This is a genomic window from Rhizobium sp. Root1204 (assembly GCF_001424965.1).
In the GTDB taxonomy this organism is placed as follows: domain Bacteria; phylum Pseudomonadota; class Alphaproteobacteria; order Rhizobiales; family Rhizobiaceae; genus Pararhizobium.
On record NZ_LMCZ01000001.1, the window covers coordinates 660650 to 678905 of the forward strand.

Below are 18256 nucleotides of genomic sequence, written 5' to 3' on the forward strand. Positions count from 1 at the left end.
CGATGACCGGTATCATGAACGGAAAGCGCGGCCTCATCATGGGGGTCGCCAACAGCCACTCCATCGCGTGGGGCATCGCACAGAAGCTGGCCGGTCAAGGTGCTGAACTCGCCTTCACCTACCAGGGCGAAGCGCTCGGCAAGCGCGTAAAGCCGCTCGCCGCCGAACTTAACTCCGACTTCGTCATCCCCTGCGATGTCGAGGACATCGCCTCGGTCGATGCGACCATCGATGCGATCAAGGAAAAGTGGGGCAAGCTCGATTTCGTCGTTCACGCCATCGGCTTTTCCGACAAGAGCGAACTGAAGGGCCTTTACGCCGATACGTCGCGTGACAATTTCAGCCGTACCATGGTCATCTCCTGCTTCTCCTTCACGGAAATCGCCAAGCGCGCCGCAGACTTGATGAACGACGGCGGCTCGATGCTGACGCTGACCTATGGCGGCTCCACCCGCATCATGCCGAACTACAACGTCATGGGCGTCGCGAAAGCCGCCCTGGAAGCGTCCGTGCGCTATCTTGCCGGCGACTACGGCCCACGCGGCATTCGCGTCAACGCCATCTCCGCCGGTCCGATCCGCACGCTCGCCGGCGCCGGTATTTCGGATGCCCGCGCCATGCTCTCCTGGCAACAGAAGAACGCGCCGCTCCGCCGCACCGTCACCATCGAGGATGTCGGCAACTCGGCGCTCTACCTTCTTTCTGACCTTTCGAGCGGCGTTACCGGCGAAATCCACTATGTGGACTCCGGCTACAACATCACATCGATGCCAGCACTCGATACGTTGGCAAAGGCGGACGCGGAGTAACATCCGGGCCGCCATCCCTTACCGTGCCTCTTGAATTTTGCACCTGCACTTGCCAGTTCAGAGCGCGCAAACCTTCCAGATCCACGTTGAGGCACAATTCGCATGAGCAACGCTGCTGAAAAACCCGTCGAAAATCACGTTTTCGAAGCCGATGTCGCACGCCTGCTGCATCTCATGGTGCACTCGGTCTATTCCGACAAGGACGTGTTCCTCCGCGAACTGATCTCCAATGCGGCCGACGGCTGCGAGAAGCTGCGCTACGCGGCCATCAGCGCGCCTGAGCTGCTCTCCGATGATCCCACACCGCGCATCACCCTGACGCTCGACGCCGATGGCAACACGCTCATCGTCGAGGACAACGGCATCGGCATGAGCCGTGACGACATGGTCGAGGCGCTCGGTACCATCGCCCGCTCCGGCACCCGCGCCTTCATGGAGCGCGTCGAGGCGGCAAAGGCGGGCGAAGGCGCCCAGCTGATCGGCCAGTTCGGCGTCGGTTTCTATTCCGCCTTCATGGTGGCCGGCAAGGTCGATGTCGTCTCCCGTCATGCCGGTAGCGCCCACGCCTGGCTCTGGTCGTCCGACGGCCAGGGCAGCTATACCGTCTCCGAAGCCGAACTGTCCGAGGCTCCGGCACGCGGCACCCGCATCACGCTGCATCTTCTGGACGATGCCAAGAGCTATACGTCCAAATGGAGCGTCGAGAAGATCGTCAAGGACCAGTCCGGCCACGTTCCCGTCCCGATCGACCTGATCGAGAAGCCCGGCGCGGACGCCGAGCGCATCGGCGACGGCACGGCGCTCTGGACGAAATCACGCAGCGAGATCACCAAGGAAGAATACGCCGATTTCTATCGTGGCGTTTCAGGCCAGTATGACGAACCGGCTTTGACGGTGCATTTCAGGGCTGAAGGCCGGCATGAATATACCGGTCTTGCCTTCGTGCCGGAATCCAAGCCGATGGACATGTTCGATCCTTCGGCCAAGGGCCGCATGAAGCTTTACGTCAAGCGCGTCTTCATCACCGACGATGCCGAGCTTCTGCCGCGCTACCTGCGCTTCGTGCGCGGCCTTGTCGATACGTCCGACCTGCCGCTCAATGTGTCGCGCGAGATGATCCAGGAAAGCCCGATCCTTGCCGCCATCCGCAAGGGCCTGACCAACCGCGTGCTGACCGCCATCGAAAAGCTGGCCGACAGCGACGCTGACGCCTTTGCCAAGCTCTGGGATGCCTTTGGTGCAGTCCTCAAGGAAGGCATCTACGACGATTTCGAGCGCCGGGCGCAGCTCATTGCGCTGTCGCGCTTCCGCACCACGGCGTCGGACGAGGCGACGCGGTCGCTGGCCGATTATGTCAAGGACATGAAGGACGCGCAGGCGGCGATCTACTACCTGACGGGCGACAATCTCGACCGGCTGAAAGCCTCGCCGCAGCTCGAAGGTTTTCGCGCCCGCGGGATCGAGGTTTTGTTGCTGACCGATTCGGTCGACAGCTTCTGGGTGACGGCTGCGCCGGATTTCGAAGGCAAGCCGCTCAAGTCGATCACGCAAGGGGCGGCCGATCTCACACAGGTTCCGACAACCGATGGCGAAACACCGGCCGCACCGGAAACCTCCGAAGCTGTCACCGGTTTCATCGCCTTTGCCAAGACGGCTCTCGGCGATGCCGTATCGGACGTTCGGGCTTCCGACCGCCTGACCGAAAGCGCCGTCTGCCTGGTGGCACCGGAACAGGGTTACGACCGTCAGCTGGAAAAGCTACTGCAGGGTTCCGGTCGGCTCGACATGATCGCCAAGCCCATCCTCGAAATCAATCCGGGCCACGGCCTGATCTCGGCACTGGCCGCCAGTGGTAGCAATGAATTCCGCACCGATGCCGTCCAGCTGCTGCTCGACCAGGCCCGCGTCCTCGACGGCGACAAGCCGCAAGACCCGCGCGCCTTTGCCGAGCGGATGTCACGGCTGTTTGAGCGGGCTTTGAAGGGCTAATTCGTCAGATTGGGTGGGCCGTCACGCGGCCCACCAGACCACGAGCAGAACGGCCAGAACCGCAACGGCAAAAACACCGAACAGCATCATCTGCTTGCGGGTGTTGCCGAGAACCGTGGGATCAACGGGCGCGCGGCTGGTCTGGAAGGCCAGAGGCACCTCCGAAGCACCGCTTTTGCCTTCTCCGCTCTTGATATCCTTGACGATGACTTCTGCAACGCCCTCACTGACGGGCGGGCGGTGTCCATAGTTAGAAACCATTGGCACACTCCATCGATGCCTGCGCGATATCACGCAGGCGCGGGAGTCAAAGGTGTACCTGTTTCGTCAAGAAAGCAATTGCAAAAGCAGGCGCTGATCAGCGCTTGCCCCAAAGCACCTTGAAGCGCGCGTTGCGGCAGGTTTCGCCCCATTCCTTGAAGGTCTCGGTCATGACCGTTTCATAAGGCAGGCCGCGATTGGCAACCAGCATCAGCCGCCCGCCGATCTTCAGCGCCTTGGCAGCCGCCTTGATCATTGCAGCGCCCAGCGCCGGGTCAGCTGCCTGTGTCTCATGGAAGGGCGGGTTCATGACGATCAGGTCGTATTTGTCGCGGGTTTCTTCAGACGTCAGGTCCTGCCAGAAAAAGCGGGTCGGCACGTTCGGGCAATTGGCCTTCAGGTTTGCGCGCGCGGCTTCCAGCGAATGATAATCGGCCTCGAACAGGTCGATGCCCTTCAGGTTCGGCGCCTTCTCGGCCAGCATCACCGACAGATAACCCCAGCCAGCACCGAAATCGGCGGCATGGCCCTTGAAATCGTCAGGCAGGCGCGAGGCCAGAAGCTCGGAGCCAGCATCGATGCGCTCGTGCGAGAACATGCCCGGTGCCGCGTCAAAACGGCCTTCGACACGAACCGGCTTCTTGGAAAACTTGGCGATGACGTCGCTTGCGTCTTCCGGACGGCCAAACCAGAAGGCGATGCCATGATACTTCGGCAGGCTGTCGCCACCCCAGCCGAGCTGGTTGACGCGCTTGCGCAGGGATTGGATGCCATCATCCTTGCCACCGGCGACAACGATCAGGCCGCCGACCTTGACGCGCTTCAGCGCCTCGGCGATCCGGTCTTCGTTCTCACCCTTGTGCTTGCCGCACAGGATGAGAGCCGCATCATAGTCCTCGCCCTCGATGACCGGCGTCACGGATGCCCTGACGGCCTCCAGAGCCTTGTACAGCGGCTTTGACGCCTGTACGGCGGCAATCGAGCCTGCGAACTCCGCCGGCAACCGGTAGCCTGCCTCGGCTCCCAGGAACAGCACACGCTCGCCTTCGCCGGGTGCGGGAACAACACCGGTCTCGAAAGGATGGAAAAGGGTCTTCAGCGTGTCGCGGCTCATGGTCGAGATCCTTGGGCTTGTCGGGAAAAATTGGAAAGCGGCTTCCAAAAGGGACAAACGGTAACAAAGGGAATGAGGGGTGCCCGGTTCGAGCCACTCTCACACAAAATAAGAAAAGGCGCGGAACGATCCGCTCCGCGCCCGTAGTCTGTCAAACGGCCGAGCGCTTATTCAGCAGCTTCGCCTTCGCCCTTGGCAACTTCCTTGCCGGTTGCCTGGTCGACAACCTTCATGGAGAGGCGAACCTTGCCGCGCTCATCGAAGCCCATCAGCTTGACCCAAACCTTGTCGCCTTCCTTGACGACGTCGGAGGTCTTGGCAACACGGTCGGAAGCGAGCTGCGAGATGTGCACGAGGCCATCACGCGGGCCGAAGAAGTTGACAAAAGCGCCGAAGTCGGCAGTCTTGACGACAGTGCCTTCGTAGATCTGGCCAACTTCCGGCTCTGCAACGATCGAGTGGATCCACTTGCGGGCCGCTTCGATTTCCTTGCCGGAGGACGAAGCGATCTTGATCGTGCCATCGTCTTCGATGTTGATCTTGGCGCCGGTCTTTTCGACGATTTCGCGGATGACCTTGCCGCCCGAACCGATGACTTCACGGATCTTGTCGACCGGGATGTTCATGACTTCGATGCGCGGTGCGAATTCGCCGAGCTGGCTGCGGCCTTCGGTGATGGCGTTGGCCATTTCGCCGAGGATGTGCTTGCGGCCGCCCTGTGCCTGCTCAAGCGCGACCTTCATGATCTCTTCGGTGATACCGGCGATCTTGATGTCCATCTGCAGCGAGGTGATGCCGTCGGCAGTGCCGGCAACCTTGAAGTCCATGTCGCCGAGGTGATCTTCGTCGCCGAGAATGTCGGAGAGAACGGCGAAACGTTCACCTTCGAGGATCAGGCCCATGGCGATACCGGCAACCGGCTTGGCCAAGGGAACGCCGGCATCCATCAGTGCGAGCGAGGTGCCGCAGACGGTTGCCATCGAGGACGAGCCGTTCGACTCGGTGATTTCGGAGACGACGCGCAGCGTGTAGGGGAACTGCTCGGCAGCCGGCAGCATCGGGCGGATAGCGCGCCAGGCGAGCTTGCCGTGACCGATTTCGCGGCGGCCCGGGGAACCCATGCGGCCTGTTTCACCGACCGAGTAGGGCGGGAAGTTGTAATGCAGCAGGAAGCGTTCCTTGTACATGCCGGTGAGCGAGTCGACATACTGTTCGTCTTCGCCGGTACCGAGCGTGGCAACAACGATCGCCTGTGTCTCACCGCGGGTAAACAGCGCCGAACCGTGCGTGCGCGGCAGGATGCCGACTTCCGAAACGATAGCGCGAACGGTCGACAGATCACGGCCGTCGATGCGGCTCTTGGTGTCGAGGATGTTCCAGCGAACGATCTTGGCCTGCAGGTGCTTGAAGACGGCGCCGATGACTTCGGCAGTGTACTTCGGCTCAACGCCTTCCGGGAAGAAGTGAGCCTTGACCTTTGCCTTGACGGCATCAACCGCAGCGTAACGATCAGCCTTCTGGGTGATCTTGTAGGCAGCGCGCAGTTCGGTTTCGGCGATCGAAAGCATTTCGGCTTCGAGTTCCGAATGATCTTCCGGGGTGAAGTCGCGCGGTTCCTTGGCAGCCACTTCAGCGAGCTTGATGATCGCATCGATGACCGGCTGGAAGCCCTTGTGGCCGAACATGACGGCGCCGAGCATGACTTCTTCGTTGAGTTCCTTGGCTTCCGATTCAACCATCAGGACGGCGTCCTGGGTACCGGCAACGACGAGGTCGAGAACCGACTCGTCCATCTCGTCGAGATGCGGGTTCAAGACGTACTGGCCATTGATGTAGCCGACGCGTGCGCCACCGACCGGGCCCATGAAAGGAACGCCGGAGATCGTCAGCGCTGCCGAAGCGGCAACCATCGACAGGATGTCCGGATCATTTTCCAGATCGTGCTGGACGACGGTGACAACGACCTGCGTGTCGTTCTTGTAGCCTTCCGGGAACAGCGGGCGGATCGGGCGGTCGATCAGGCGGGAAACCAGTGTTTCCTTTTCAGACGGACGGCCTTCGCGCTTGAAATAGCCACCGGGGATCTTGCCGGCGGCATAGGTCTTTTCCTGGTAGTTGACGGTCAGCGGGAAGAAATCCTGGCCCGGCTTCGGAGCCTTGGCCGAAACGACGGTCGCGAGAACGATGGTCTCGCCGTAGGTTGCAAGAACGGCGCCGTCAGCCTGACGGGCGATCTTGCCGGTTTCGAGCTTGAGCGGGCGGCCTGCCCATTCAATTTCGACTGTGTGGGTATCGAACATGTTTTGTCCTTCGTGTGCGCCAATGCCGCGCCGCAGCCAGTGTGGCGCGGGCGGCAGTGTTTTCGCTGATATGACACATCACGGGCAAGACAACGGGAGGCTTCCAAAATCGGCTGGCGCTCGTTCCGTTCCCTCAAAGCCGGACGCTTCGGGTGCGTGGAAAACGCGCAAGCGCCGAAGCATCCTGCAATCCTGCCCCATGACAGGTCATCGGTTGTTTCCGCAGAGCCGGCCCATCCGGTCTGCTGGGGTGTCTGCTTCCAACAGCGCCCTTTCGGCTTTGGCTGGAAGCGCAAACGCGGGGTGTATGCCCCGCAAAAAACAAACCGGCGGGCCCCTGTTGAAGGGTCCCGCCGGTGTAAGGCTTAGCGGCGAATGCCGAGAGCAGTGATCAGCTTGGTGTACCGTGCCTCTTCCTTGCCCTTGACATAGTCAAGAAGCGAACGGCGGGTGGAAACCATTGCCAGAAGGCCACGACGCGAGTGGTTGTCCTTCTTGTGACCCTTGAAGTGTTCGGTCAGGTTGTTGATCCGCTCGGTGAGGATCGCAACCTGGACTTCCGGGGAACCGGTGTCGCCTTCGACGATTGCGTATTCCTTGATAAGCGCAGCCTTGCGCTCTGCAGTGATCGACATCGTGTCATCCTTTCAATGTTTAGGATTTCGGGTCGCCAGCAGCCGGGATGCCGTCTAGCTGCGGCCATGAAGGCAAAAGTCCGCAAAGGGCGGGGTCTGATGCTGGCGCTGCCTATAAACCATCCGGCATTAAAAAGAAAGAGGGCGGATAAAGACGCCGCAGCGGCTCAACTCACCGTCATTGCGGCGGGGTTCGCGGCTTCATCGGCGCGGATTTCCGGGCGTCATCGATAGCGGCACAATCGAGATAGGCGGCGAAGACCCAGCCAAGAACCGCGCCATTTGCGGCGACCTTTGCCCATCGTTTGCCGCCAAGGGTGCGCTCGTCGAGGGTCTCGACGGCCATACCATTGCCGAGAGCCGACAGAACGCGGCCTTCAGGCTTGACGCGAACGTTGAGCGGCGTTCCGGTGGGGTCTGCCACCACACAATCCGCACCAATCACTGTGTCTGCGGTACCGGCGAAAGTGGCTGCGACGAGAAAGGCGGCCACCCCACGGCGTCTTCGCGACATCGATATTCCCTCCAAACAGAATAAACCGCAATAAGCAGGCAACGCCTAAGCTTGACCCGAGAGATTGGCACTCAGCTTTTCATCCGGAATCTTGACGCGCCATTCGATCCCGTCATCGTGCATGATCCGCTCCAGCTTGGCGTCCAGCGCCATGCCGAGCATGCGCTCCAGAACCATGGTTCCAAAGCCCTTGCGCACGGCCCCATCCTCGGCCGGGGTGATGTCGGCGCCCTTTTCTCTCCAGACAAACAGGAACGTGCCCCCGGAGACCGACCATTGCAGGTCGATCACACCGCTCGCATTGGCAAGCGCTCCATACTTCGTCGCATTGGTGGCCAGTTCGTGCAACGCCATGCCGAGCGTCTGCGACACTTGGGCATCCAGCCGCACCGGCGGCCCCGACAGATGAACCCTGTCCGGATCGTCGGGCGTGAACGGCTGCAGCTGGTTCTGCACCAGCTCGCGGAAATCGACGCCCTGCGCCGCATTGGCAATCATCAGATCGGTCGAGCGGGCTAAGCCGGCGATGCGCTTGCGGAAAGTTTCGGCGAAATCCACCCGGCTTTCGGCGGCATTGAGCGACTGGTTGAGCATCGACTGGATCACCGTGAGCTGGTTTTTCGAGCGGTGCGCCACCTCGCGCATCAGGAAACGGATCTCGTTTTCCGCCTTCCGGCGTGCCTGCGCCGCCTCGGCCAAAGCCGACGATACGGTTTCGATTTCGGCGATCATATGCTTGCGTGCCGCAATCGGCCGGCCAGCCCCCAAGAGATGCGCGTCACGGGCCAGGACCTTGACGCCCTGTGTCAGGAGACCCGCGATGGTGGCCGATCCGGCTACGGCTATTCCGGCAAAGAGAAGCCCGCCCAGCGACAACCAGAGATAGGACCAAAGCGCCGGAGCATCGACATCCGCACTCTTTGCCCAGGCGACGATCTTCCAGCCGGTCAGCACCGAAAACTCGGTGACTGTCCGGTACTCCACGCCATCGTGAACCGCCTCCCCGACACCAACACGCAATGCCGGAACGATTTCCATGAAGAACGGCTTGCCGACGGCAAGCCCCGGATCCGACGAGGCAATCACGTTGCCTGCAGCATCCAGCAAGGCCGCGTTCCAGCCGGGCGACACCACATCCCGATTGACCGCCTTCGACATGCTTTCGGCATTGCGCGTCAGGGTCAGGAGGTAGTCGCTGTTGCCGAGCGGCGTGGTTATGGGGAGATAAACATTGAACACCCATCGCTGTGCCGTCTTGCCGAAGAAGACATTCGAGATGTAAGGCCCGCCAACGCGGAACGCCTCATCGACCGAGACCGGATCGGATGCTTTGCCGAGCGGGCTGCCATAAGGCACCCGCGTATTAAAAAGCTGATTGTGACCGCGATCGATCACCAACAGATTGGAGTCCGTGTCCGCCAGCGACGAGCGCGCGCGATCGTAAAATTCAGCAAGATTGCTGCCGTTGCTTGGACCAGCTGCGGCAAGCACCTTGAGGGTGGCCAGCATGCTGTCGACCTCGCGCTCGACCAGGCGCGTCACCGACCCTGTCGATGCCTTCAGCAACGCCGTCACGACGCGCTCTTGCTCGTCGGTGCTGCGTTTCAAAATAATCATCGAAAACAGGAAGGATGGAATAATGGCGACGAGCAGCAGCACCGTCAGATAAAATGATAACGGGCGTCTCAATCGCGAACGCAGAATGACCCTGAAGGGAGCATGCTGCGCACGTGTTCTATCCAGTCCGTCGCTCAACCGTTCATCACCCAAAGTCCCATAGCCGAAGATCGGCAGTGGCCCGATTTCGGGACGCGAACCCGGCGGGCTAACCCGCAAGTCCGCGCGAATCCCAAACACAGACCGGAACATGCGCCAGCGATGTTAGGAACGCAACCGATGCCATGCGGCGAAATTTGGGAAGCGATCCGGGTTTCAGGCTGTGACGAAGACGCGCTTCGGGCGGAATTCACCCTCACCGATCTCGCCAATGGCGACCAGCTTGCCGCGCGAGGTCGCATAGGCTTCCGGCTCTGCGGTCGGGGCATCACGGCCGCGCAGGATGATCGGATTGCCCATTTTCAGGCGGTGGGCCTGATCTTCGGTAATGGCGATATGCGGCAGGTTGGACAGGGCTTCGCCGGTATCGATCAGGAAGGCGTCGAGCGCTTCCAGCCGTTCCTCGTCGCTTTCGATCTTCTCCAGCGCCACCAGTTCAGCCAGCGTCACCATGGCTTCTTCCGCGAAAGGCGCCACGAAGCTGCGGCGCAGCGAGGCGATATGGCCGAAGCAACCGAGGTCACGGCCGAAATCGCGCGCCAGCGAGCGCACATAGGTGCCCTTGCCGCATTCGATCTCGAAATGCGCCAGATTCGGTGTGCAGCCGAGCAGCGACAGGCGGAACACTTCAACTTCGCGAGCGGGAATATCGACGGTCTCGCCTTCACGGGCCAGATCGTAGGCACGGTTGCCATCGATCTTGATCGCCGAGAACTGCGGCGGCACCTGGCTGATGACGCCGGTATATTTCGGCAGAAGGGCGCGGATATCTTCTTCCGACGGACGCGTGCTGGACGACTGCGTCACCTCACCTTCGAGATCGTCGGTCGAGCGTTCTTCACCCCAGGCGACCGCGAATTCATAGATCTTGCGGCCATCCATGACGTAGGGAACGGTCTTCGTGGCATCACCAAGCGCGATCGGCAACATGCCCGATGCCAAAGGATCGAGTGTGCCGGCATGTCCGGCTTTCTGCGCCTTGAACAGCCACTTGATCTTCGACACGGCCTCGGTCGAGCCGAAATCCAGCGGCTTGTCGAGGATCAGCCAGCCGGAAATCGGGCGGCCCTTGGGCTTGCGGGGTTTTGACATGGTTCAGGCTCTTTTTTTGCGGAACGTCGCTGCAGTCTTGGCAACGCTGCCATCCGGCATTTTCTGGCTGTTGCCCTTCTCGAATCCCAAAGCGTAAAGCCGCTTGGCGATCAGGTATCCGGCAGCAATGGTGGCACCGTTGTCGATGCGGTAATCTTCGCCGAGACCTTCGACCAGCAAGGGCTCGATGGCGCCGAGCGGTGGCTTTCCGGATGCGGCGGCTTCAAGCAACAGCTTCTCATTATAGGGCGAACCGACAATGGCTTCGAGCGCCTTCATCTCGCGGTCGCCATGGGCGATGTCCTTGCCGTGACGAAACGGCAGGCCGGAGGCGGCTATCATTTCGACAAGACGGACGGAATCGGCATTATCGAACCGCGCAAGACCGTTGCGATAGAATGTCCGGCGCTGGTCGAACGTCCAGGCGTTGAGTTCGTCCAGTGTGATATGCTTGGCCATCACTGCTCGCCGTCTTCATCCTTCAGGTCGCGCAGGACTTCGGGAGACCGGAGAAGCTCATCGATCTTCTTGTAGTTGTCGAAGCTGGTATCGTCCTTGAAGCGCACTTCCGGCATGTATTTCAGCTGACGGATATGCGGGGTCAGGCGGCCGCGGATATATTTGGCATGGCGGTTGAGCGCTTCGATGACATTGGAATGATCGGCAACGCCGAGCGGGGTCACGAAGGCCGTGGCAACGCGCAGGTCCGTCGACATGCGAACTTCGGAGATCGAGATCACCGTCGTTTCAAGCAGGGGGTCGCGCACTTCTCCGCGCTGCAAGACCTGTGTCAGGCCTGCACGTACCTGTTCGCCGACCCTCAGCATGCGCTGCGAGGGGGCAGAGGATGTCACTTTACTCATGGTTTTTCCGCTGTCTGGCGTTTCAAGGAACGCGACCAAGGCGGTCCAATGCTACTTTCAGGCCCAAAGGTCAAGGCTTTCCGGTGATTCGGTCCTTAGGAAAGACTGCCAAATCGGTTCGAAGCCCCCTTGAAAGCGCTGCCTCCGCGTGATCAACCTGACCGGAAAGAAGAAGCAGACGGAGAGATGATGCGGGTTCTGGCAGTGGAAAACATGAACCATTCCAGCCTGGGGCAAGTTGGGGTGGCGCTGCAGGAAGCAGGGATTGAGATCGACTTGCGACGGCCGTTTACTGGCGAGGCGCTCCCCGGCGATAGTCGCGAACATGATGCAGTGGTGGTCTTCGGCGGCGAGCAGAGTGCGGTCGATGATCACATTCACCCCTACCTGTCCGGCCTTGCCCGGCTGATGAAAACCTTCACCGATGACGGCAAGTCCGTACTCGGTATCTGCCTCGGCAGCCAGTTGCTCGCCCGCGCCCATGGCGGCGACAATCTTCTCGGTAAAACCAGAGAGTTTGGCTGGCATGGCGTCGAATTGACCAGCGACGGCAAACAGGATCCGGTGCTCAGCGCAGCCGGGGACGCCTTTACCAGTTTCGAATGGCACTCCGACAGTTTTACCCTGCCGCAAGGCGCCGTGCATCTGGCCACCAACCCGGCTGTTGCCAATCAGGCCTTCCGCATCGGCCGCGCTGCTTATGGCATGCAGTTCCATTTCGAGGCGGGAACGCCCGTCGTCGAAGGCTGGAACCGGACGTTTGAGACGGTGATCAACGGGATCGATCCGGATTGGTTGCAGCTCTATCCGGAGCATGCCGCCAGACACGCGCAACAAGCCGATGCCGCCGGATTGGCACTGGCCCACGCCTGGGTGGCGACGATACAGCCTGCAGCGGCCGGCTTCGATCGCACACGGGAAATGGCAGGCGTGGGTGCCTGATACATAAACGTGTTCCACCGTTTGCCGCGAGGGTTTGCGGTTCCTATCTACAACATGGAACACACTGTTATAAGCGCAAGAAGTTTGCCCGGCTGAGGCAGACGGAGGAGCGAGAAGCGCATGACGATATTTTCCACCAGGCACATCCCGGCGTTCGCCGCCGCCCTGCTTCCGGCTATCGGGCTGGCAACGTTTCTTGCCGCCCCTTCACCGGCAATCGCCGCCTATTGCAGCAGCACGCCGGAACCCGGGCTCGACTGGAGCGAATGCACCAAGAAGAACCTGATGCTGCCCTCCAGTGAACTCGAAGGCGCCAATCTCTCCGGTACCGATTTTTCGCTAACCGATCTCAGTGGCTCCAACCTGGCATCAGCCAATTTTGAAAAAGCCAACCTGGTGCGTGCGTGGCTGGCCGGCGCCAGGGCTGAAAAGGCCAATTTCTCCCGCGTCGAGGCCTATCGCTCGAGCTTTGCCAATATTGCCGCCAATGGCGCGTCATTTGCCGGCGCCGAACTGCAGCGCGCCGATTTCAGCGGCGCCGACCTGACCGGAGCCAATTTCGAAAAGGCGGAAGTCGGCCGGGTGATGTTCAAGGGTGCGGTGCTCACCGGTGCACGCTTTGCGCTGGCCAACCTGTCGCGCGCCAATCTCAGTGGTGCGACCTTTGAAGGTCCGCTGGATTTCGATCAGGCCTTCATGTTCCTCACCCATATCGAGGGGCTGGATCTCTCTGCCGCCAAGGGGCTTGAGCAGGCTCAGGTCGACCTGACCTGCGGTGACAAGGAAACGAAGCTGCCGGCGGGACTGACCACGCCCACCGGCTGGCCTTGCGCATCAGACTAAGCCGGCTAACGAACTACACATTTCGCTCGCCGGCCGGCGTCTCTTCGACCATCGGGCACACTGGACAAGAGAGGCTTCTCCGCTAGATTACTGCCTGAAAGCGGAGGAGTGAAACATGAGCAGATTGACGATCCCCCAGGAAGGCGGCTGCCGTTGCGGCCAGGTGCGGCTGAAGATCAGTGCGCCCCCGATCCTGACCATGGCCTGCCACTGCACCGGCTGCCAGAAAATGTCCTCAAGCGCCTATTCGTTAAGCGCCGCCATTCCGGCCGAGGGTTTTGAAGTCATCGCCGGTGAGCCGGTGATCGGCGGCCTGCACGGCGCCTCCCGCCACTATTTCTGCCCGCACTGCATGACCTGGATGTTCACCCGCCCGGAAGGCATGGACTGGTTCGTCAACCTACGCCCGACCATGCTGGATGACACAAGCGGCTTTGCGCCCTTCATCGAGACCTTCACCAGTGAAAAACTGTCCTTCGCAGCCACTGGGGCTGTGCATTCCTACGAGACCTTCCCCCCAATGGAAGCCTATGAGGGGCTTGTGCAGGAGTTTGCAGAGCGATCAGCTGTCTAAAATCCCTGGAACAGAAAATCCGTGGCGGCGGTAATGGCGTCCGCGTGACTGGTAAGGTCGGCCACGGTCTCTCCGATTTCGCTGACGGCAACGACCCCCATGAACTGGGTTGCCATCACGTAAGGACGGCCGCCAATTTCAAATTTTGGATTAAGCCGCGCGATCAGGCGAGAAATCTCTCCCGGGAGAAGCAGCGGCGCCACGTTTCGGGTTTGAAGATCGGACAAAATATCGGCTTGGAGGTCGAGCACCAGCGCGCCACCTTGCCTGAGACGATAGACGCGAAATCTCGCCATCAGAATTGACGATATTTCGCCAAAGGCAGGCCATGTTCCTCGACATATTTGTTGGATGCCGCAATCGCCTCGGCATTTTCCAGCCGCCAGAGACGTTCCTGCTCGGCCTTGACCGCACGCCCGATGCCGTCTTCAGCTGCCCGCGAGAGATTGATCTTGAGATCACGCGCCTGCGAAACGAGGTCGCTATCGAGGGACAGGTTTGCAGATTTGCGGGACGGTTGAGACATGATCTTCTCCATCGGGTATGCGCCTAATGTATGCGCATACCCGATGGAAGAAAAGCCTTACTCATCACCCATCTTCAGCGCTGCGATGAACGCTTCCTGCGGGATTTCGACCTTGCCGAACTGGCGCATGCGCTTCTTGCCGGCCTTCTGCTTGTCGAGCAGCTTGCGTTTACGCGAGGCGTCGCCGCCGTAGCACTTGGCGGTCACGTCCTTGCGCAGTGCCGAGATGGTTTCGCGGGCGATCACGTTGCCGCCGATGGCGGCCTGGATCGGGATCTTGAACATGTGCTTGGGGATCAGCTCCTTGAGCTTCTCGCACATGTCGCGGCCGCGCTTTTCGGCTGCCATGCGGTGGACCATCATAGACAGTGCATCGACCGGCTCGCCATTGACGAGGATCGACATCTTCACCAGATGGCCTTCCTGATGGCTGGTGATCGCATAGTCGAAAGAGGCATAACCCTTGGAAATCGACTTCAGCCGGTCATAGAAATCGAACACGACTTCATTGAGCGGCAGATCATAGGTCAGCATCGCGCGGGTGCCGACATAGGTCAGCTCCACCTGGATGCCACGCCGGTCCTGGCAAAGCTTCAGGATGCCGCCGAGATAATCATCGGGCGTCAGAATGGTGGCGCGAATCCATGGCTCATGGATTTCAGCGATCTTGACGACATCCGGCATATCGGCCGGATTGTGCAGCTCGCGCTCGGTGCCATCGGTCATAAACAGCTTGTAGACGACGGACGGTGCCGTCGCGATCAGGTCGAGATCGAACTCGCGCTCGAGGCGCTCCTGGACGATTTCCAGATGCAAGAGGCCGAGGAAGCCGCAGCGGAAACCGAAACCGAGAGCGGCGGACGATTCCATTTCGAACGAGAACGACGCATCGTTGAGGCGCAGCTTGCCCATGGCGGCGCGCAGATCCTCGAAATCGGCGGCGTCGACCGGGAACAGGCCGCAGAACACCACTGGCTGCGCCGGCTTGAAGCCCGGCAGCATGTTGGCAGTCGGGCGCTTGTCCTCGGTGATCGTATCGCCGACGCGGGTATCGGCCACTTCCTTGATGGAGGCGGTGATGAAGCCGATCTCGCCCGGGCCGAGCGCGTCGACATTGACCATCTTCGGGGTGATGACGCCGACGCGTTCCACCTGATACTTGGCATCGGTGCCCATCATGCGGATGGTCTGGCCCTTTTTCAGGACGCCATCGAGAATGCGGACGAGAACGATAACGCCGAGATAGGTGTCATACCAGCTGTCGACCAGCAGCGCCTTCAACGGCGCGGTCTCACCGCCTTCGCTCTTCGGTGCGGGCAGCTGATGCACGATCGCTTCGAGCACATCGGGAATGCCAAGGCCGGTCTTGGCCGAGATCAGCACAGCCTGCGAAGCGTCGATGCCGATGACTTCCTCGATCTGCTCGCGGATACGGTCGGGTTCGGCGGCTGGCAGGTCGATCTTGTTGAGAACCGTGACCAGTTCGTGGTTGTTGTCGATCGCCTGATAGACGTTGGCAAGCGTCTGGGCTTCGACGCCCTGCGACGCATCCACGACCAGCAGCGAGCCTTCGCAAGCCGACAGCGAGCGCGAGACTTCGTAGGCGAAGTCGACATGGCCGGGGGTGTCGATCAGGTTCAGGACATAGGTCTCACCGTTGTTGGCGACGTAATGCAGACGCACGGTCTGCGCCTTGATGGTGATGCCGCGTTCCTTCTCGATATCCATGTTATCGAGAACCTGTTCCGACATTTCGCGTGCGGCCAGGCCGCCGGTCGACTGGATCAACCGGTCGGCCAGCGTCGACTTGCCGTGGTCGATATGGGCCACGATCGAGAAATTGCGGATATGCGACAGGGGCGTCTTTGAAGGTGTTGTGCTCATGGGCCGCATATAGCAGCGGTATCAACCGCCGCAAAGCGGGAAATGCAGGCTTTGTTCACTATAATTGCCGGATTTCGCCTGCAGCCGGATCGCCCTCGACCATCGCGCCCGCATTCGGCATCTGTGCGCTCTTCATCTCGAAATTTTCGCGCAGATGCGGCGGCACCGTTTCGCGGAATTTCAGCCGCACGGCGACGAAGGCAGCGTAGGCGAGTGCGGTGCCCAAGGCAGCATAGATGAAGGTCTTCGGCCCAAAGACCGGGGTCAGCAGCGTGATCGCCAACGGGATGATCGTGGCGGCGATCGACCAGCACATCAAAAGCGTCGAGGCGAGCGGCACGAAGTCGGCGGGCGCGGTGCGATCGTTGGCATGGGCATTGGCGATCGAATAGACGGTTTCGACCGCTCCCGCGAAAACGGCAAAGACCAGCATCAAGAGAATGAGGTTGGCGAACGAAACGGCGAGCGAGACGACGGCGGCAACCGAGATCAGCGCGCAGACCAGAATCATGACGATACGCCGATCGATCCGGTCCGACAGCACGCCCATCGGATACTGGATGAAGATCAGGCCGAACTGCATGACCAGCATCAACAGCGCGACGTCGCCCTGACTGACCGAATTGGCGGCGGCATAGATCGGCGTAAAGCCCTGTACCGCCATCGAAAGGCCGCCGGAGGCAAGCACCCCGACGAAGGCAACCGGTGAATTGCGCCAGACCATCGGCACATCGACGCTGACCTTGGCCGGCGGCGGCGGATTGGGCAGGCGCGTCAGGCCGATCGGCAGGATCGCCATGGTGGTGAAGAAGATCGTCAGCAGCGGCGCCAGATTGCCATCCGCCGGGATCTGGCCGAACAGCCAGGCACCGAGACCGATGGCGATGACATAGACCATGTAGAACACCGACATCGCCTTGCCGCGCCAGCTGTTAGCGCTGGCATGATTGAGCCAGCTCAGCGAGATGATGAAATTGATATTGCCCGCCGCGCCATAAACGCCGCGCGCAAACACCCAGAGCAGCGGGTGAAAGCCAAGCGCGATCAGGAAGGCAGACAGCAGCACCAGCGCCATCGAGCAGGAAAACGCCCGCGCATGGCCGACCCTGCGGATCATCGGGCCTGCGACGACGCAACCGGCAAGACCGCCAAAGGCAAGCGCCGTCACCGCCGCACCGGCAACCCAGGGCGGACTATCGCCACGCGCCAACAGGAACGGCACATAGGCAAACATCATGCCGTTGCCGATACCGACGCAGGCCATGGAGGCAACGATGCTGGCAATCGAGAGCACGGATGCCCGTGACTGCTCCGGCCGGATTTCTTCTATCGCCGCCATTCACCCTCTCAAGCTTCACTGCAGCCAGCCCCCTCGCCGCCTGCTCAAGCATTCCCTAAGATATTGATCGCAAGACGCTTTCCTCAACGGGCCTGCACGATATCACTCTATCCGGTCGCGCCCTCCTTGCCTGTCGCTAAAACGGCATCGCCCGACTTTATTTCGAGGCAACAACATTTTCCGTTGACTCCATTATAAGAACGAATAATTCTCCTATAATGGAAAATTCAACAGGTTTTGAAACGGATATCGCCGAACGGATGAAGGCATTGCGGCTGGCCCAGTCGCTGACGCTGGATGATCTCGCCAGCCGCGCCGGCGTCAGCCGGGCAATGATCTCGCGGATCGAGCGCGGTGAGGCAAGCCCCACGGCGCAGCTTCTTGCCCGGCTATGCAGCGCATTGGGGACGACATTGTCACGGTTTTTCGCCGACAGCGAAACCGCCAGCGATCCACTCTCGCGCCGGAACGACCAGCGCGTCTGGCGCGATCCCGAGACCGGTTATCTGCGCCGTTCCGTATCACCGGATGGCACCGGCTCGCCGGTCGATATCGTCGAGGTCGAGTTCCCGCCGGGGGCGCGTGTCGTTTTCGAACGGCAGCAGTTCGATGCCGGACTGACCCAGCATCTCTGGCTGTTCGAAGGCAGGCTGACCATGTCCGCCGGTGGCCAGACGCACGTGCTGGAGGCAGGCGACTGCCTGTTCATGCAGCTTGCCGAGGCCCACATCTTTCACAATCCGCATGGCACGCCTGCCCGCTACGCCATCATTCTCAACCGCAGCAAAGTCTGAT

The 18256-nt window shown here is 60.7% G+C and carries 19 protein-coding genes; 6 read left to right on the forward strand and 13 right to left on the reverse strand.

What is annotated here, in order from left to right; translation table 11 throughout:
• Positions 1–2: 2 nt before the first annotated feature.
• Positions 3–809, forward strand: a complete 807-nt coding sequence (fabI, locus tag ASC96_RS03255; protein WP_060501233.1) for an enoyl-ACP reductase FabI — start codon at positions 3–5, stop codon at positions 807–809.
• A 102-nt stretch (positions 810–911) separates the two neighbouring features.
• Positions 912–2798 (forward strand): molecular chaperone HtpG, encoded by a 1887-nt coding sequence (gene htpG, locus ASC96_RS03260; protein WP_060501236.1) that lies wholly within the window; start codon positions 912–914, stop codon positions 2796–2798.
• 21 nt (positions 2799–2819) lie between these two features.
• Here the strand turns inward: htpG and ASC96_RS03265 are convergent, their stop codons facing one another.
• The 9 genes from ASC96_RS03265 to rbfA all read right to left on the reverse strand — a co-directional run bounded on the left by ASC96_RS03265 (position 2820) and on the right by rbfA (position 11353).
• Entirely contained in the window at positions 2820–3059 is a 240-nt protein-coding gene (locus ASC96_RS03265) for a hypothetical protein (RefSeq protein ID WP_060501238.1), read from the reverse strand.
• A 97-nt stretch (positions 3060–3156) separates the two neighbouring features.
• Positions 3157–4173 (reverse strand): class I SAM-dependent methyltransferase, encoded by a 1017-nt coding sequence (locus tag ASC96_RS03270; RefSeq protein ID WP_060501239.1) that lies wholly within the window; start codon positions 4171–4173, stop codon positions 3157–3159.
• Positions 4174–4340: 167 nt separating this feature from the next.
• Positions 4341–6473 carry a polyribonucleotide nucleotidyltransferase gene (gene pnp / locus ASC96_RS03275; protein WP_060501241.1) on the reverse strand — a complete coding sequence of 711 codons (2133 nt, stop codon included), beginning with the start codon at positions 6471–6473 and terminating at the stop codon, positions 4341–4343.
• Between the two features lie 365 nt (positions 6474–6838).
• On the reverse strand, positions 6839–7108 hold the full coding sequence (gene rpsO, locus ASC96_RS03280) for a 30S ribosomal protein S15 (protein ID WP_037103961.1): 270 nt from the start codon (positions 7106–7108) through the stop codon (positions 6839–6841).
• Positions 7109–7286: 178 nt separating this feature from the next.
• The gene (locus tag ASC96_RS03285; RefSeq protein ID WP_082511911.1) at positions 7287–7622 is read right to left on the reverse strand and encodes an SH3 domain-containing protein; all 336 of its coding nucleotides are present in this window, start codon (positions 7620–7622) and stop codon (positions 7287–7289) included.
• A gap of 45 nt (positions 7623–7667) precedes the next feature.
• Positions 7668–9377 (reverse strand): sensor histidine kinase, encoded by a 1710-nt coding sequence (locus ASC96_RS03290; RefSeq protein ID WP_060501245.1) that lies wholly within the window; start codon positions 9375–9377, stop codon positions 7668–7670.
• A 177-nt stretch (positions 9378–9554) separates the two neighbouring features.
• Positions 9555–10490 (reverse strand): tRNA pseudouridine(55) synthase TruB, encoded by a 936-nt coding sequence (gene truB / locus ASC96_RS03295; protein WP_060501247.1) that lies wholly within the window; start codon positions 10488–10490, stop codon positions 9555–9557.
• 3 nt (positions 10491–10493) lie between these two features.
• Positions 10494–10949, reverse strand: coding sequence for a hypothetical protein (locus ASC96_RS03300; RefSeq protein ID WP_060501249.1), 456 nt, complete (start codon positions 10947–10949; stop codon positions 10494–10496).
• Positions 10949–11353, reverse strand: a complete 405-nt coding sequence (gene rbfA, locus ASC96_RS03305; RefSeq protein ID WP_060501252.1) for a 30S ribosome-binding factor RbfA — start codon at positions 11351–11353, stop codon at positions 10949–10951. The genes ASC96_RS03300 and rbfA overlap by 1 nt, the downstream gene beginning before the upstream one ends.
• Before the next feature lie 189 nt (positions 11354–11542).
• Between rbfA and ASC96_RS03310 the strand changes: the two genes are divergently transcribed.
• The 3 genes from ASC96_RS03310 to ASC96_RS03320 all read left to right on the forward strand — a co-directional run bounded on the left by ASC96_RS03310 (position 11543) and on the right by ASC96_RS03320 (position 13712).
• Positions 11543–12295 carry a type 1 glutamine amidotransferase gene (locus ASC96_RS03310; RefSeq protein ID WP_060501453.1) on the forward strand — a complete coding sequence of 251 codons (753 nt, stop codon included), beginning with the start codon at positions 11543–11545 and terminating at the stop codon, positions 12293–12295.
• Positions 12296–12415: 120 nt separating this feature from the next.
• A complete protein-coding gene (locus ASC96_RS03315) occupies positions 12416–13138 on the forward strand; it encodes a pentapeptide repeat-containing protein (protein ID WP_060501254.1) in 723 nt (240 codons plus the stop codon).
• 115 nt (positions 13139–13253) lie between these two features.
• Positions 13254–13712, forward strand: coding sequence for a GFA family protein (locus ASC96_RS03320; protein ID WP_060501255.1), 459 nt, complete (start codon positions 13254–13256; stop codon positions 13710–13712).
• Here ASC96_RS03320 and ASC96_RS03325 read toward each other — a convergent pair.
• From ASC96_RS03325 to ASC96_RS03340, 4 genes are read right to left on the reverse strand one after another with little or no spacing between them, the layout of a single operon-like run.
• Complete coding sequence (locus tag ASC96_RS03325) at positions 13709–14008, reverse strand: CcdB family protein (protein WP_060501257.1); 300 nt, start codon at positions 14006–14008, stop codon at positions 13709–13711. The genes ASC96_RS03320 and ASC96_RS03325 overlap by 4 nt on opposite strands.
• A complete protein-coding gene (locus ASC96_RS03330) occupies positions 14008–14238 on the reverse strand; it encodes a type II toxin-antitoxin system CcdA family antitoxin (RefSeq protein ID WP_060501260.1) in 231 nt (76 codons plus the stop codon). The genes ASC96_RS03325 and ASC96_RS03330 overlap by 1 nt, the downstream gene beginning before the upstream one ends.
• Before the next feature lie 57 nt (positions 14239–14295).
• The gene (gene lepA / locus ASC96_RS03335) at positions 14296–16131 is read right to left on the reverse strand and encodes a translation elongation factor 4 (RefSeq protein ID WP_060501262.1); all 1836 of its coding nucleotides are present in this window, start codon (positions 16129–16131) and stop codon (positions 14296–14298) included.
• Positions 16132–16180: 49 nt separating this feature from the next.
• Positions 16181–17461, reverse strand: coding sequence for an MFS transporter (locus ASC96_RS03340; protein WP_060501264.1), 1281 nt, complete (start codon positions 17459–17461; stop codon positions 16181–16183).
• Positions 17462–17679: 218 nt separating this feature from the next.
• Between ASC96_RS03340 and ASC96_RS03345 the strand changes: the two genes are divergently transcribed.
• Positions 17680–18255 (forward strand): helix-turn-helix domain-containing protein, encoded by a 576-nt coding sequence (locus ASC96_RS03345; RefSeq protein ID WP_060501266.1) that lies wholly within the window; start codon positions 17680–17682, stop codon positions 18253–18255.
• Position 18256 lies beyond the last annotated feature (1 nt).

Bases quoted from the DNA above. Each gene is read 5' to 3' on its own strand.
- fabI (WP_060501233.1), top strand. From the start codon at position 3: ATGACCGGTATCATGAACGGAAAGCGCGGCCTCATCATGGGGGTCGCC.
- htpG (WP_060501236.1), top strand. From the start codon at position 912: ATGAGCAACGCTGCTGAAAAACCCGTCGAAAATCACGTTTTCGAAGCC.
- ASC96_RS03265 (WP_060501238.1), bottom strand. From the start codon at position 3,059: ATGGTTTCTAACTATGGACACCGCCCGCCCGTCAGTGAGGGCGTTGCA.
- ASC96_RS03270 (WP_060501239.1), bottom strand. From the start codon at position 4,173: ATGAGCCGCGACACGCTGAAGACCCTTTTCCATCCTTTCGAGACCGGT.
- pnp (WP_060501241.1), bottom strand. From the start codon at position 6,473: ATGTTCGATACCCACACAGTCGAAATTGAATGGGCAGGCCGCCCGCTC.
- rpsO (WP_037103961.1), bottom strand. From the start codon at position 7,108: ATGTCGATCACTGCAGAGCGCAAGGCTGCGCTTATCAAGGAATACGCA.
- ASC96_RS03285 (WP_082511911.1), bottom strand. From the start codon at position 7,622: ATGTCGCGAAGACGCCGTGGGGTGGCCGCCTTTCTCGTCGCAGCCACT.
- truB (WP_060501247.1), bottom strand. From the start codon at position 10,490: ATGTCAAAACCCCGCAAGCCCAAGGGCCGCCCGATTTCCGGCTGGCTG.
- ASC96_RS03300 (WP_060501249.1), bottom strand. From the start codon at position 10,949: ATGGCCAAGCATATCACACTGGACGAACTCAACGCCTGGACGTTCGAC.
- rbfA (WP_060501252.1), bottom strand. From the start codon at position 11,353: ATGAGTAAAGTGACATCCTCTGCCCCCTCGCAGCGCATGCTGAGGGTC.
- ASC96_RS03310 (WP_060501453.1), top strand. From the start codon at position 11,543: ATGCGGGTTCTGGCAGTGGAAAACATGAACCATTCCAGCCTGGGGCAA.
- ASC96_RS03315 (WP_060501254.1), top strand. From the start codon at position 12,416: ATGACGATATTTTCCACCAGGCACATCCCGGCGTTCGCCGCCGCCCTG.
- ASC96_RS03320 (WP_060501255.1), top strand. From the start codon at position 13,254: ATGAGCAGATTGACGATCCCCCAGGAAGGCGGCTGCCGTTGCGGCCAG.
- ASC96_RS03325 (WP_060501257.1), bottom strand. From the start codon at position 14,008: ATGGCGAGATTTCGCGTCTATCGTCTCAGGCAAGGTGGCGCGCTGGTG.
- ASC96_RS03330 (WP_060501260.1), bottom strand. From the start codon at position 14,238: ATGTCTCAACCGTCCCGCAAATCTGCAAACCTGTCCCTCGATAGCGAC.
- lepA (WP_060501262.1), bottom strand. From the start codon at position 16,131: ATGCGGCCCATGAGCACAACACCTTCAAAGACGCCCCTGTCGCATATC.
- ASC96_RS03340 (WP_060501264.1), bottom strand. From the start codon at position 17,461: ATGGCGGCGATAGAAGAAATCCGGCCGGAGCAGTCACGGGCATCCGTG.
- ASC96_RS03345 (WP_060501266.1), top strand. From the start codon at position 17,680: ATGGAAAATTCAACAGGTTTTGAAACGGATATCGCCGAACGGATGAAG.